Origin of the sequence: Streptomyces sp. NPDC059994 (assembly GCF_042737755.1) — a bacterium.
Classification (GTDB): domain Bacteria; phylum Actinomycetota; class Actinomycetes; order Streptomycetales; family Streptomycetaceae; genus Streptomyces.
In genome coordinates, this window is record NZ_JBHWUR010000157.1 from 1 (window position 1) to 13,601 (window position 13,601).

Annotated in this window: 17 protein-coding genes; 11 read left to right on the forward strand and 6 right to left on the reverse strand. The window is 71.5% G+C overall.

Features of this window, described 5'->3' with window-relative positions; genetic code table 11:
* The coding region (locus ACFWA7_RS37765; protein ID WP_385827673.1) for a hypothetical protein at positions 1-234 on the reverse strand (234 nt) is incomplete at its 3' end.
* A gap of 88 nt (positions 235-322) precedes the next feature.
* Positions 323-1,144, reverse strand: coding sequence for a hypothetical protein (locus tag ACFWA7_RS37770; protein WP_385827675.1), 822 nt, complete (start codon positions 1,142-1,144; stop codon positions 323-325).
* Positions 1,145-1,285: 141 nt separating this feature from the next.
* Here ACFWA7_RS37770 and ACFWA7_RS37775 point away from each other — a divergent pair, with 141 nt between their 5' ends.
* Entirely contained in the window at positions 1,286-2,128 is an 843-nt protein-coding gene (locus ACFWA7_RS37775) for a metallophosphoesterase family protein (protein ID WP_385549248.1), read from the forward strand.
* 8 nt (positions 2,129-2,136) lie between these two features.
* Positions 2,137-2,838, forward strand: coding sequence for a 4'-phosphopantetheinyl transferase (locus tag ACFWA7_RS37780; protein WP_385827680.1), 702 nt, complete (start codon positions 2,137-2,139; stop codon positions 2,836-2,838).
* A 52-nt stretch (positions 2,839-2,890) separates the two neighbouring features.
* Here the strand turns inward: ACFWA7_RS37780 and ACFWA7_RS37785 are convergent, their stop codons facing one another.
* The 3 genes from ACFWA7_RS37785 to ACFWA7_RS37795 all read right to left on the reverse strand — a co-directional run bounded on the left by ACFWA7_RS37785 (position 2,891) and on the right by ACFWA7_RS37795 (position 5,213).
* Entirely contained in the window at positions 2,891-3,634 is a 744-nt protein-coding gene (locus ACFWA7_RS37785; protein ID WP_385549251.1) for a thioesterase II family protein, read from the reverse strand.
* Entirely contained in the window at positions 3,631-4,575 is a 945-nt protein-coding gene (locus tag ACFWA7_RS37790) for a ketopantoate reductase family protein (protein ID WP_385827677.1), read from the reverse strand. The genes ACFWA7_RS37785 and ACFWA7_RS37790 overlap by 4 nt, the downstream gene beginning before the upstream one ends.
* Positions 4,576-4,691: 116 nt before the next feature.
* Positions 4,692-5,213 carry a winged helix-turn-helix transcriptional regulator gene (locus ACFWA7_RS37795; protein WP_385549257.1) on the reverse strand — a complete coding sequence of 174 codons (522 nt, stop codon included), beginning with the start codon at positions 5,211-5,213 and terminating at the stop codon, positions 4,692-4,694.
* A gap of 316 nt (positions 5,214-5,529) precedes the next feature.
* Here ACFWA7_RS37795 and ACFWA7_RS37800 point away from each other — a divergent pair, with 316 nt between their 5' ends.
* The 5 genes from ACFWA7_RS37800 to ACFWA7_RS37820 all read left to right on the forward strand — a co-directional run bounded on the left by ACFWA7_RS37800 (position 5,530) and on the right by ACFWA7_RS37820 (position 10,331).
* Positions 5,530-6,273, forward strand: coding sequence for a hypothetical protein (locus tag ACFWA7_RS37800; protein ID WP_385549289.1), 744 nt, complete (start codon positions 5,530-5,532; stop codon positions 6,271-6,273).
* Positions 6,274-6,421: 148 nt separating this feature from the next.
* The gene (locus tag ACFWA7_RS37805; protein WP_385549260.1) at positions 6,422-6,865 is read left to right on the forward strand and encodes an SPW repeat protein; all 444 of its coding nucleotides are present in this window, start codon (positions 6,422-6,424) and stop codon (positions 6,863-6,865) included.
* 217 nt (positions 6,866-7,082) lie between these two features.
* Positions 7,083-8,018, forward strand: coding sequence for a hydroxymethylbilane synthase (gene hemC, locus ACFWA7_RS37810; RefSeq protein ID WP_385549263.1), 936 nt, complete (start codon positions 7,083-7,085; stop codon positions 8,016-8,018).
* A gap of 197 nt (positions 8,019-8,215) precedes the next feature.
* A complete protein-coding gene (locus ACFWA7_RS37815) occupies positions 8,216-9,520 on the forward strand; it encodes a radical SAM protein (protein WP_385549266.1) in 1,305 nt (434 codons plus the stop codon).
* 292 nt (positions 9,521-9,812) lie between these two features.
* Positions 9,813-10,331 carry an ATP-binding protein gene (locus ACFWA7_RS37820; protein WP_385549268.1) on the forward strand — a complete coding sequence of 173 codons (519 nt, stop codon included), beginning with the start codon at positions 9,813-9,815 and terminating at the stop codon, positions 10,329-10,331.
* Positions 10,332-10,362: 31 nt separating this feature from the next.
* Here ACFWA7_RS37820 and ACFWA7_RS37825 read toward each other — a convergent pair whose 3' ends face one another.
* Positions 10,363-10,572, reverse strand: a complete 210-nt coding sequence (locus ACFWA7_RS37825; RefSeq protein WP_385549271.1) for a hypothetical protein — start codon at positions 10,570-10,572, stop codon at positions 10,363-10,365.
* A gap of 409 nt (positions 10,573-10,981) precedes the next feature.
* Here ACFWA7_RS37825 and ACFWA7_RS37830 point away from each other — a divergent pair, with 409 nt between their 5' ends.
* The 4 genes from ACFWA7_RS37830 (at position 10,982) to ACFWA7_RS37845 (ending at position 13,529) form a co-directional block, all read left to right on the forward strand.
* Positions 10,982-11,434: a subtilase-type protease inhibitor gene (locus ACFWA7_RS37830; RefSeq protein WP_385549274.1), complete on the forward strand. Its 453-nt coding sequence runs from the start codon at positions 10,982-10,984 to the stop codon at positions 11,432-11,434.
* Between the two features lie 147 nt (positions 11,435-11,581).
* On the forward strand, positions 11,582-12,619 hold the full coding sequence (locus tag ACFWA7_RS37835) for a PHP domain-containing protein (protein WP_385549277.1): 1,038 nt from the start codon (positions 11,582-11,584) through the stop codon (positions 12,617-12,619).
* A gap of 92 nt (positions 12,620-12,711) precedes the next feature.
* Complete coding sequence (locus ACFWA7_RS37840; RefSeq protein ID WP_385549280.1) at positions 12,712-12,996, forward strand: hypothetical protein; 285 nt, start codon at positions 12,712-12,714, stop codon at positions 12,994-12,996.
* 170 nt (positions 12,997-13,166) lie between these two features.
* Positions 13,167-13,529 carry a hypothetical protein gene (locus tag ACFWA7_RS37845; protein WP_385549283.1) on the forward strand — a complete coding sequence of 121 codons (363 nt, stop codon included), beginning with the start codon at positions 13,167-13,169 and terminating at the stop codon, positions 13,527-13,529.
* The last annotated feature ends 72 nt before the right edge of the window (positions 13,530-13,601 follow it).

Consider the following 13,601-nt stretch of genomic DNA (forward strand, 5'->3'; position numbering starts at 1 on the left):
GCGGCGGGCCGCCCCGGCCGCCAGGCCTGCCGTCCGGTCTTCGCGGGGCTCCTGGAGCTGGAGGCGATGTGCACCCGCGAACCCCGCGTACGGGAGCGGCTCCTGGAGGACGCCCGGGCGGTGTGGACGGCCGCGCGCCGGCCCGTGGCGGTGGCCAGGGAAGGCGCCGCACGCGCCCTGCTGTCCGGAGCCGGCGGCCCGGATCTGCGCGAAGCGGTCGGCGCGCTGCGGCACTCGGGGGTGCGCGAGCGCGCGGCGGACGCTGCGGGCCCTCCCCGTTCCCGCGCCCGGACCGGCGCGCCCGGGGCCCCGCCCGCCCGGCTCAGCGCGGCCGGGACTGATACAGCCGGGCGTGGTAGCGGCCCGCGCTCTCCAGACCGGCCGGGTCGTGGCCCGAGCGAACGACCTGCCCGATCGCGTAGTCACGCTCGACCGGGCCGGTGAACAGCCGCTGCGGATAGGCCCGCGAGGCGTCCGACAGGGTGACCAGGCCGTGTGCGGCGAGCGCCGAACCCACCGGCGCGTACGAGACGGTGCGCAGGGCGAACGCGCTCACCCACACCGGTAGCCGCGCACACCCGAGCAGCGCCTCGAAGGTGCGGTGGCCGATGTAGCCGATGCCTCCGGTGACCGTGATCAGACCGGTGCGCGCGACCGCCCGGCGCAGCGGCTCGCTCGGCGGGGCGAGCTCCAGGTTCTCGGCGTACGCCTCGTCGAGCAGCCCGACCGCGAGCGCGTAGCCGACGGCGTGCCGCGCCGCGTCCAGACCGACGACCGGGCTCGCGTCGGCCCGGCGCCGGGAGGCGTAGAACGAGCGGTCGTACGCGATGAGTTCGGCCGTCGACAGGTCCGCCGCCTCGGGGCCGTTGTAGTGCGCGTACAGCTCGGCGAGGGTGAGGTGGTGGTTGAGGAGCGCCGCGTTGATCCCGTACGAGCAGCACAGGTCGAGCACCGTGACCGGGCCGACCGGACCGCAGGCCGCGGCCCGGGCGGCCCGGTCATGACGGAAGACCTCCTGCGCATGATGCGGAATCTCGTACTCCAGCGGGGCGAGGCGGCGGAAGTAGGCGCGGGGGTCGGGTGCGTCGTAGATCTCGTCGAAGCGGCTCTTGCCCGGCGACGCATGGCTCGGTCCTCGGCTCATGGGGCGTACCTCCGCAGGCAGGTGGCGGGTGTTGCGCGGATGAACCTCTATCGGACTCCTGGAGTACGCCGGTAGGCCGCCCGGTCCGAACCGGCCACCGGGGGCCGGGCGGTGGGAGGGCCGACGTAGGCTGTGATCATCATGAGTCTCTTTGCCATCAGTGACCTGCACGTCGGCCACGCGGAGAACCGCGCGATCGTCGACGAGTTGCGGCCGGACTCGTCCGAGGACTGGCTGATCGTCGCCGGGGACGTGGGGGAGAAGGCGGACGACGTGCTCCGGGCGATGGAGCACCTCGCGGGCCGGTTCGACACCGTCGTCTGGGCGCCCGGCAACCACGAGCTGTGGACACCGCCCGCCGATCCCGTGCAACTGCGTGGCGAGGCACGCTATGAGCATCTGGTCCAGCGGCTGCGCGACCTCGGGGTGGCGACGCCGGAGGACCCCTACCGCCAGTGGCCGGGCCCGGACGGACCGGTCGTCGTCGCGCCCCTGTTCGTGCTGTACGACTACACGTTCCGCCCCGAGGGCGCACACACCAAGGAAGAGGCGCTGGCCGTCGCCCACGGCACCGGCGTGGTGTGCATGGACGAGTACCTGCTGCACCCCGACCCGTACCCCAGCCGCGACGCGTGGTGCCGGGCGCGGCTCGCGTACACCCGCTCGCGGCTGGACGCCGTCGACCCGGCGCTGCCGACCGTGCTGGTCAACCACTTCCCGCTGGTGCGCCAACCCACCCGGATCCTGCGCCACCCGGAGTTCGCCCAGTGGTGCGGCACCGAGGCAACCGCCGACTGGCATGTGCGCTACCGGGCCGCCGCGGTCGTCTACGGGCATCTGCACATCCCGCGCGCCATCGACGTCGACGGGGTGCCGCACCTGGAGGTGTCGCTCGGCTACCCCCGGGAGTGGGGCGGCCGCTCGTCGCCGCCACAGGGGCTCTGCCGCATCCTGCCCGGACCGGCCTCGGTGCCCCGATGGTGACCCGCGCGCTGCTCGAAGGCCTGCTCCCGGTGCGGGTGGTGGTGGCGGAGCTGTTCGCCGACCCGCCCTCGGTCGAGCTGTTCCCCCAGGAGGCCGAGGTGGTGGCCAAGGCCGTCGACAAGCGACGGCGCGAATTCGCCACCGTACGGCTGTGCGCGCGCACCGCGCTCGCCCGGCTCGGGCACGCGCCCGGCCCGATCCTGCCCACGGGGGAGGGTCCGGCCTGGGCCCAGCGCGCCCCGCGCTGGCCGGACGGCGTCGTCGGCAGCATGACGCACTGCGACGGCTACCGCGCGGCGGCTGTCGCCCCCGCCTCGGCCGTCGCCTCGGTCGGTGTGGACGCCGAGCCCAACGCGCCGGTCCCCGACGGGGTACGGGAGATGGTCACCCGGCCCGAGGAGCGCGTCACCCTGGACCGGCTGGCCGCCTCGCATCCGGCCGTGGCCTGGGACCGCCTGCTGTTCAGCGCCAAGGAGAGCGTCTTCAAGGCGTGGTTCCCGCTGACCGGCCGCTGGCTGGACTTCGGTGACTGCGTGGTCACCCCCGACCCCGAACGCGGCACCTTCACCGGTGCGTTGCAGGTGCCGGGCCCGGTGGTCGACGGCGTCCGGATCGACGTGTTCCGGGGGCGGTGGCGCACGGTGGAGGGGGAGAACGGCGGTCTTTTGGCCACCGGTGTGGTCGTGGGGCGGGAGGGCGCCGGGGGATGAGAGGCGGGGGCGTGCCGTGCTCGTACGCCCCGCCCGCCCCTCCGCGCGCTTTTCACCGTGCCGTCGTCGCCTCCACGTGGTCGAGGATCTCCTGTGCCACGGCGGGCAGATGGGCGTCCAGGAAGAAGTGGCCGCCGGTGAAGACCCGCATCCGGAACGTCGCCGAGGTGTGCCGCTCCCAGCGGGCCACGTCGTCCGGGTCGACGACCGGGTCGGCGTCCCCGCACAGGGCCACGACCGGACAGGCCAGCGACCGGCCCGGCTCGGGGACGTGCGTCTCAAGCGCGCGGTAGTCGCCGCGCAGCGCGGGCAGCACCATGCGCAACAGGCCCTCCTCCGCGAGCAGTTGGGCGTCCGTGCCGGAGAGCTCCCGGAGATGGCGGACCAGCTCGTCGTCGTCCGCCAGGTGGAGCCGGCGGGAGAGGGGGACGGAGGGCGCCGAGCGGCCCGACGCGAACAGTCCGAGCGGCCGGACGCCCTTCTCCTCCAGCCGCAGCGCCACCTCGTACGCGACGGAGGAGCCCATGCTGTGGCCGAAGAGCGTGAGCGGGCGGTCGGTCCACGGCATCAGCTCCTCGGTGATGCGGTCGACGAGGGTGCCCATGTCCTCGATCGGGGGCTCGGCCAGCCGGTCCTGCCGCCCGGGGTACTGCATCGCCAGCACGTCCACCTCCGGCGACAGCGCCTTGGCGGCGGCGAAGAAGGACGTGGCCGAGCCGCCCGCGTGCGGGAAGAAGACGAGGCGGGTGGGGGCCTGCGGGGCGGGGTGGTACCGCTTGATCCAGGGGCTGTTCACCACCGCTTCGCCCCCACCCGGTGCTGGTGCACCCGCAGGTGCAGCGTGGCCAGGTCGAGCAGCGGGGTGGGCACCGACAGGGCGCGGGCGCGTGCGGTCAGGTCGCCGAAGATGTGCTCCACCTCGGTGGGGAAGCCGGACACCACGTCGCGGTACATGGAGGACGCGAAGGCGGAGCCGGCCTGGGTGACCAGGGAGGTGGTGAGGGCCCGTTCGCTCTCGGGAACGGGGAAGCCCGCCGCGGCCGACACCGCGGCGCCCTCGGCCAGGGCGGCGGGGCCGAGCCCCGAGCCGCCCGGAACGGCGTTGACGTCACCGACCTCGCCGCGCATCAGACAGGTCACGGTGGACAGGGTCGTGATGAAGACCCACTTGTGCCACATCGAGGCGAGGATGTCGGGCGACACGCTCGCGTCGATGCCCGCCGCGGCCAGTACGGCGCGGATCTCCTCGGTACGGGCCGAGGCGCCGCCGTCCTGCTCACCGAGGGCGAGGACCGCCAGCGGGGCCAGCCGGACGATGTCGCCCTCGTCGTTCAGCGTGGTGATGACCTTGGCCACCCCGCCGAGGACCGGCCCCTTGCCGAAGCGGGCGTTGAGCACGTCGAGGTGGCGTATGCCGTTGAGCAGCGGCACGATCGCGGTGTCCGGGCCGACCGCCGGGGCGAGGTCCTCGACGGCCTGTTCCAGGGCGGTGGACTTCACCGACAGCAGGACGAGGTCGTACGGTTCGGTGATCTCGTCGGCGGTGATCTCGTCGGCGGTGATCAGGCGCGGTGTGAGCACCTCGTCCTCGCCCGCGCCCGTCAGCCGCAGACCCCGCTCGCGCAGGGCGGCGGCGCGTCGTGGCCGTACCAGGAACGTGACGTCGCGTCCCGCCCGGGCGAGCAGGGCGCCGAAGTAGCCTCCGGTGGCTCCTGCGCCGACGACCAGGATCTTCATGTGCGTACACCTTTCGTCGTGGACATCGTCGTGCGAGAGGTTGTGCGAAGGGTTTCTCCTCGGCCGAGGGTTTCTCGGCCGAGGTCTCTCAGTCGGGGTTTCTCAGTCGGGGTTTCTCAGCCGCGAAGTGGGTGGAGCAGGCGGTGCGGGCGGCTCAGGGCCACCGTCACCGGGTCGTCGTCCGCGCCGCCCGGGCCGAGGCCGGGGCCGGGTGTGACGAGGATGTCCCGCACCTCGACGGCCGTGTCGCAGCGCGTGCACCGCCCGTCGGCGGCGATCGGCGCGTCGTCGGCGGTGTGCCGGAAGATCCGGCGAGGGCCGCCCGCCGCGTAGTGCTCGTCGCCCCAGCCGGTGAGCGCCCGCACCACGGGCCACAGCGACACGCCCTTCGGCGTGAGCTCGTACACCTCGCGCCGCCCGCTGCCCGGCACCCGCACGAGGACGTCCGCCTCGGTGAGGGTGGTGAGCCGGTCGGTGAGGACGGCGCGGGGGACCCCGAGGTGCGCCGCGAAGTCGCCGAAGCGGCGCACCCCGTAGAACGCGTCCCGCACGATCAGCAGCGTCCAGCGCTCGCCGACGATCTCCAGGGAGCGGGCGAGGGAGCAGGACTGGCCGGTGTAGTCGCGGGGCAGGGTCACGGACCGACCCTAACCCAGAACAGTTCGGTGAGTGAACTGAAATCTTGAACGTCCTCCACGCCGTGGTTACCTTGGTGTGGACCCCCATGTGCGGCGTGTGTTCGACCTGGTGCACGATCTGGGGGTACGTGGGGAGCTGCGCCGATTGTCGTGACCGCCTGGCGCTGCAGCGTGAGGGGTTGATCAAGCAGTGTTCCGAGTTGCCGACGGCCGTCATGACGGGGTCCAGGGCGGGCACGCCGACGCGGTCGAGGGGACCGGCGCGGCGGCTGTGCTGCCCGCGACCAGTGGCGGGGACCTTCGGCAACCGGCCGACCTGCTGGTCCGGTTCGTCCGGTTCATCGCGCGCACCCTGCGCGGCGAGTTCCACGGCATCGTCGTCGACCCCGTACGGCAACTGATCAACCGCGGCCTGCGCGGCCTCTTCCTCGGTGTGCTCGCCTGCGTCGCGGTGACGGTCTTCCACGCCATCCACCTGACGCGGACCGGCGCGGTGGTGGTCCGGCTGACCGGTGAGGTCAAGGCCGATCTGCCGCTGTGGCTGGCGCTGCTGCGCACCCCCATCTCGCTCTTCGTCCCGGCTCTCGACCTGCCGGTCTGGGCCGGTCTCACCCAGCTGTTCCTCGGGTTCGCCCTCGCCGAGCTCGTGCTCGGCCGGACCCGGACGCTGGTGATCGCGTACGTCACGACGCTGGCCGGGACGCTCAGCGCGCGCGTCATGATCGCGCTCGGCCCCGGCACCTGGGGCGGCCTCGGGCTGCCGCCGGAGATCGGGCGGGTGTTGGACACGGGGCCGTCCGCGGCCGTGGTCGGGCTGTTCACCTATCTCTCGGTGATCCGGCGGGCCCCGATCGTGTTCGCGCTGACCGGCGGCTCGATGCTGTTCGAGGCGATGGTGCGGCCCAATCTGGCCGGCCGTGAGCATCTGATCGCGGTGGGCACGGCGATCGTGCTCGGTCTGCTGCACGGGCGCGTCGACCTGGGCCCGGCCGCGCTGCGCCGCAAGTGGTCGCGCCGGCGCAACCGTCGTGCGATGGCGGTCGTCGAGGCCACGGCTTAAGCATTTCTACACAGAACGCCCAAAAGTTCTGTAGAGATCAGATAGCCGTCTATATGCATATAAAGACCAGATAAGAGCACACTGGAACCGCGACCGGATGTCGCATGGGGGCCAAAGGACTTGCAGGCATCAGAAGGAGGCGAGTCACATGGCCGACGTCTCTCACCGACCAGGTGACATATCCGGGCACCCCGACGTATCGGAGATGCGGGACAGGTACGCGGCGATGATGGAGACCCGAGGAGTCGCGGCGGTCGAGGAACTCGTGATCCTCGCCGGAATCTACGCGGCCATCTCCGGCTGGACCGTGCACTTCTCCGGCGCGCTGCCGACGCTCGCCCTGACCAACCTGATCGTCGGTATCGCTCTCGCGGTCGTGGGCCTGTGCATGTCCATCGTCCCGGAGCGGTCGCAGGACCTGAACTTCGTGGTCCTGCTGTTGGGCGCCTGGCTGATCGTCGCTCCGTGGGTGGTCGCCCGCCACCCCGGTACCGGAGCAGTCCTCAGCAACGTCATCACCGGCGCTGCGGTGTGTCTGTTCGCGCTGGTCGCGGGCGGCATGCTGATGACCAGGAACAGAAGGGCGACCTGAGCCGCGGCGGCTGCCCGCACAGCCGCCCGTCCCAGGGCCCCCGCCCGCGCGAGCCGCGGCCGGGGGCCCACACCGTACGGGCGCGTCGGCAGCTTTCCCTATCTGCTGATCGTCGCGGACCGCGACTGAGCCGGACGTCAACTCCCTTGGCGTACAAAGACGATGAGGCCACGAGGCGATGTGAGCGGGATCCGGGCGCTCCCCATATCGTGGACCCATGTCTACTGCCGAGTTGATCCGGATCGTCTCGCGCGACTCGCCCATGGCGCTCGCGCAAGTGGAACGCGTACGCGCCGAACTCGCGGCCCTCCACCCCGGGGTGGCCACCGAGGTCGTCCCGGTGAAGACGACCGGCGACAAGTGGATGGGCGACCTCTCGCTGGTCGAGGGGAAGGGCGCGTTCACCAAGGAGGTGGACGCCGCGCTGCTCGCGGGCGAGGCCGACCTCGCCGTGCACTGTGTGAAGGATGTGCCCGCCGACCGCCCGCTGCCCGCCGGGACCGTCTTCGCCGCCTTCCTCAAACGCGACGACATCCGCGACGCCCTGATCCACCCCGGCGGTCTCACCCTCGACGAGCTGCCCGCGGGCACCCGCATCGGCACCTCCTCCGTCCGCCGCATCGCCCAACTGGCCGCCTCCCACCCCGACCTGGACTGCGTCCCGATGCGCGGCAACGCCAACCGCCGCCTGGAGAAGCTGGCCGCGGGCGACGCCGACGCGCTGCTGCTCGCCGTCGCGGGCCTGGAGCGCATCGGCCGTACGGACGTGATCACCGAGGTGCTCTCCGAGGAGGTGATGTGCCCGCCCATCGGCGCGGGCATCCTGGCCCTGCAGTGCCGCGAGGGCGACCGTGAGCTGATCGACCTGGTGAGCGACCTGGGCGACCCCGACGCCCACCGCGAGGCCACGGCCGAGCGGATGTTCCTGCATGTCCTGCAGGGCCACTGCAACAGCCCGATCGCCGGGTACGCGAGGGCGGCCCGCAACGGCGGTCTCTCCTTGCGGGCCTGTGTGTTCACGCCCGACGGAAAGACGGTCCTCAACGCCCACGAGTGGGCGGGCCCGCTCGACCCGGCCACGCTCGGCACCTCGGTCGCGGTCACCCTGCTGCGGCAGGGGGCCCGCGAGCTGATCGACTCGATCGCCCACTGAGCGCGTACCGGCCCGAGTGCCTAAGCCTTTCGGATGAGGAGAAGCGCGACCGCAGACCGATCCGCCGAAGATCGCCCCGCGGCTAGCCTGGCGCTCGCTCGCCGGCTTCGTCGTCGATGCCCAGTCCATCGGCGAAGCCGGCGAGAGCATAGGTTCAGTACGGACAGGAAAGCGACTGGACCGGAGGACGTCAGCACATGCTCAGCAGCCGTACCGATGAGGTCGAATCACTGATGGCGCGGTTCCCCGGGGTGCCCAGGGAAGCCGTGATCAAGGAAGACCTGCTGCGCGGAGGGGTGGCCTTCGACGAGTCGGCCCTCAGCGACAACGAGTCCGGAGAGGTCAAGCCGAAGTCGTACTTCATCTTCTCCTTCGACCACCGCACCCTGCCGGAGCTGGGCGCCGCCGCGCTGCGCCGCCCGCCGGAGGAGATCGTGCTGACCGGCGGCCCCTACGAGCTGCGCCGTACGGTCGTGTCGGTGCGGGTCAACCCGGCGTCCCCGTACCGGGTCGCGGCCGACGACCACGGCATGCTCGGCCTGTACCTGGACGGCAAGCGGATCTCGGACGTGGGGCTGCCGCCGATGCCGGAGTACTACCGGCACAAGCTGTCCAACGGCAAGTCCGTGATGGAGGTGGCCCCGACGATCCAGTGGGGCTATCTGATCTACCTCACCGTGTTCCGGGTCTGCCAGTACTTCGGCGCCAAGCAGGAGTGCCAGTACTGCGACATCAACCACAACTGGCGCCAGCACAAGGCGGCCGGGCGCCCCTACACCGGCGTCAAGCCGGTCGAGGAGATCCTCGAAGCGCTGGAGATCATCGACCGGTACGACACCGCCAAGGCGTCCACCGCGTACACCCTCACCGGCGGCGCGATCACCTCGCACGTCGGCGGGCGCGACGAGGCCGACTTCTACGGGATGTACGCCAAGGCGATCGAGGAGCGCTTCCCCGGCCGCTGGACGGGCAAGGTCGTCGCCCAGGCGCTGCCCAAGGAGGACGTGCAGCGCTTCCACGACTACGGCGTGCGGATCTACCACCCCAACTACGAGGTGTGGGACCGGCGGCTGTTCGAGCTGTACTGCCCGGGCAAGGAGGAGTACGTCGGCCGTGACGAGTGGCACCGGCGGATCCTCGACTCGGCGGAGATCTTCGGCCCGCGCCATGTGATCCCCAACTTCGTCGCGGGCGTGGAGATGGCCGAGCCCTTCGGCTTCACCACCGTCGACGAGGCGATCGACTCTACGGTCGAGGGACTGCGCTTCTTCATGTCGCGCGGCATCACCCCGCGCTTCACTACCTGGTGCCCCGAGCCGACCACCCCGCTCGGCAAGGCGAACCCGCAGGGCGCCCCGCTGGAGTACCACATCCGCCTGCTTGAGGCGTACCGGGCGACGATGGACGAGTACGGCCTGACCTCCCCGCCCGGATACGGGCCCGCGGGGCCGGGGAACGCGGTGTTCTCGGTGAGCTCCTTCATGGACAGCCTGCCGGTCTAGCCAGGGTCCAGCCATGGTTTACAATTCATCTATATGCGGGCCGCGCTGAACCGCCCGCCCATATACGAGCCCCGGCAGGTCTCCCCCGTCCTGCCGGGGCTCTTTCCTTGCCCGGACGGGCCCGGACCGGCCCGGGCCGGCGCCGTCGTGCCGCCTGTGTTGCGCGTTCACCCGGATGGGGTCACGCTGATTGCGTTCCCTCTGTATCCGAATGACTACTTTCCGCTTTCTCGGGGCTGTCATTGTCGAAGCGGCAGCCGGTCCGCCGGCCGTCCTGATGAGGAGCGCAGTCGTGGGCGTGGTCGTGGAAGTGAACCGTCAGTACACCCTGGATCTCGAAGCCGCCCCCGAACGGGTGCCGCAGATCCGCCGGATCGTCGCCGCACACCTTCGGTACTGGAAGCTGGAGTGCCTGATCCAGCCGGTCAGCCTCGGCGTGTGCGAGCTGCTGACCAACGTCTTCCGGCACACCGAGGGTGACAAGCGCTGCACGCTCGAACTGCGGTGGACGGGACGGCGCCTGACCGCCGCCGTCCTCGACCACGACCCCCGTCTGCCCGTCCTCGGCGGCGGCGAGCCGCTGGAGAGCCGCGGCCGGGGCCTGGCCATGGTGGCCTCGCTCAGCGACAGCTGGGGCACCCACGGCACGGCCGACGGCAAGGTCGTCTGGTTCACGCTGCGGGCCGAGGCGCCCGACGCGCAGGCCCTGGTCCGGGTGCGCCCCCTGAGGGCGCTGCCCGAGGCGCAGCGCCCGCCCACCGCGGCGACACGCCGCCCGCTGCTCCCGCTGGCCGCGGTCGCGCGCGGATAGCGGCGGGCGGGTACGGCACCGGCGCCCTGTTTCACGGCACTTCGCGCAGGAACAGGGCGCCGCAGGTGTGACAGAACGGCCGCGTCTGCTCGGTCCCCCAGGCGTCGGCCGGCAATTCCTGCTCGTTCATGTTGAGTTCCCGGCCGCACATGGACACGCTCTGACCGGCGCGGACCATGTGCCACTCCTTCAGTGTGCTGCCGCCGGGCTCGGTCATCTCGGCGACGATGTGGTGTTCCATCGTGTGCTGCTCCTTCGTGTGGGCCCGTGGGCGCCGGGCGGGCCGGGCACGGCGAGCGCGGCACCGTCCCCACTCTGCGGCCCGCCCGGGGTGCGCGCACGTCCGGAGGCGCCGAAGGTACAGGTGGAGGGCCTGATCGCGGACCGAGAATGAAATCGAATCGAAACCTCACTATTAAAGATTCAATGTTCTCGTTGCTTTAGAAAGCAAAGTAGAGGCGGCTTTGCGCCTTCTTCTCTACGGGCGCCCATCAGCCCGTCCGACCGTTCGGATGGCTGTGGCCTGCAACTTCGAGCGATCGTGGCGTGGCGGAGTGTGACCGGATTTGTATACGGCGGTCTGCGGCACCCCCGGGACTGGACAAGACTCGGGCTCGTTCGCAGGTCCCTGAATGACAGGAGTGTTCGATATGCGTAAGACGCTTGGGCGTACGACTCTGGTGGCCGCGCTGGCGCTCGCCGGTGCAGCGGTTGCCGTACCGGGTGCGGCCGGCGCCGATCAGCACGACACCCGGGGTGCCGCAATGAGCCTCTACCCGCCGTCCGCGCTCGTCCTGACCGTGGCGCCGGGCACGGGCGACGACGGTGCGTCCGTCCTTCGCGCGGTGACGCTCAGCTGCGCACCCACCTCCTCCGGCACGCACCCGGCCGCCAAGCAGGCCTGCGCGGAGCTCGACCACAACCAGGGCGACTTCGCCGCGATCACGGCCGGCCCGCCGCTCGGTGTGGTGTGTACCAAGGAGTGGAAGCCGATGACCGTCACCGCCGACGGCGTCTGGGGCGGCCAGCGCGTTTCCTACCGGCACACCTTCGGCAACCCCTGCCAGAAGCAGGCGGGCCAGGGCATCGTGTTCAACTTCTGACCGACGAGCACGCTTCGTCGCCCGCACGCGACAGCACGAACGGCGGGGCACCCCGAGCGGGGGTGCCCCGCCGCCGCGTCGCCCGGCCCCGTACAGGAGGCGCGTGGCGACTGGCCGACGGACAATGGTGGGCGGTCGGAGGTGTCGATGGATCCGGTGACGGCGTTGAGGCGGATCGCGTTCCTGCTGGAGCGCACGCAGGCCCCCACGTACCGCGTACGGGCGTTCCGTACGGCCGCCGGCGTGGTCGAGGAGATGGCGGGCGGCGAGGTCGAGAAGCGGGTGGCCGCCGGGTCGCTGGAGTCGGTGAAGGGGATCGGCCCGAAGACGGCGCAGGTGGTGCGCGAGGCCCTGGCGGGAGAACTGCCGCACTATCTGCGGCGGTTGGAGGAGGAAGGCGCCTCCGCGCCCCTCGTCGAGGGCGGCGAGGAACTGCGCGCGGCCCTGCGCGGCGACTGCCATCTGCACTCCGACTGGTCCGACGGCGGCAGCCCGATCGAGGAGATGGGGTGGGCGGCGGCGGAGCTCGGCCACGAGTGGGCGGTGCTCACTGACCACTCGCCCCGGCTGACGGTGGCCAACGGCCTGTCCCCTGAACGCCTGCGCAGGCAACTGGAGGTGGTGGCCGGGGCGAACGAGCGCTGGGCGCCCTTCCGGCTGCTCACCGGCATCGAGTGCGACATCCTGGAGGACGGCTCGCTCGACCAGGAGGAGGAGCTCCTGGAGCAGCTGGACGTCGTGGTGGTGTCGGTCCACTCCAAGCTGCGCATGGACGGCGCCGCGATGACCCGCCGCATGGTCGCGGCCGTACGCAATCCGCACGCCGACGTGCTGGGGCACTGCACCGGGCGGCTGGTGACCGGGGGCCGGGGCAGGCGGCCCGAGTCGGACTTCGACGCGGACGAGGTCTTCGCCGCCTGTGCCGAGTCGGGCACCGCGGTCGAGATCAACAGCCGTCCCGAACGCCTGGATCCGCCGCGCAGGCTGCTGCGGCGCGCGGTCGACGCGGGCGTGCTCTTCTCCATCGACACCGACGCGCACGCACCCGGGCAGCTGGACTGGCAGGTCTTCGGCTGTGTACGGGCCGAGGAGTGCGGGGTCCCGGCCGAGCGCGTCATCACGACGTGGACGGAAGAGGAACTGCTGGCCTGGACGCGCGAGGGCAGGACACCGGCGCGGGGCTGACGCGTCCTCCGCGCCGAAGTCCCCGGCATAGGCTTCTCGGGTGAGGCTGGGCCGCGGCCGTGTCCATCGGCGGGGTCCGCCGTTGTCAGGGCGTGATCTCAACACGACGTATCGCCACAGTCCTCGCCCTCGCCGCCGGAGTCTCGGGCCTCGGTGCGTCCGCGGTGAGCGCCGCGGGCCCGGCTGGAATCCAGCCCATCTCCCCGGTCGCCGCGCTCGACGGGCCCGTGCAGAACTCCATCCCGGCGGAGCATCGCGGCGAGATGCCCACCGTGAAAGCCCAGCTCAGCCAGTTGAACAAGCTGAACGACCTCAAGCTCCACCAGGTCGCCGACCCGGGCGCCCCGATTACGGGCCTGCAGCGCGCCGTGGGCTAGGGACAGCACACAGGGGGGAACGGGCGAACGAAGGCCGAATACGCGTTCGTCGCCAGGGCCGAAAGGTGACTGTCCGCAGGCCCGCACGTGCCGGTAGTAATTGCTCAGCGCAAGTGACCGGACGCCGACGTCGTCGGCGCATCCCCGCTGCACTGACGAGGAGACCCAACGTGATGCGGACCCGTTTCGCCTGTCTCGCCCTCCTGGCCGCCGCGGCCGGCGTCGCCGGAACGACCCCCGCCAACGCCGCGCCCGGTGACACGCTCAACATGTGCGCCTCGACGCTCACCCCGACCGGCTGGATCGACACCCAGTGGTGGAACAGCGCCGGCTGCGGATCGGGCTTCAGCCCGAACAGCAAGAGGATCATGCAGCTCACCGGCTACCCGGTGGGCACCAGGGTCAACGCCTGCGCCTCCACGTACCCGCCCGCGGGCTGGACCATCACCAGCACGTACTACAACAGCGCCTGCCGCTACTCGGTCGTCCCCAGCTTCGACCCCAACGCCTGGACCATCGTCAGAACCGGCTGAGGCACGCGCACGGAACGGGGGTGCGCGCCAACCCCGAGTCCGGGCACCCCCGATGCGTCCCGTGCCCCGGGA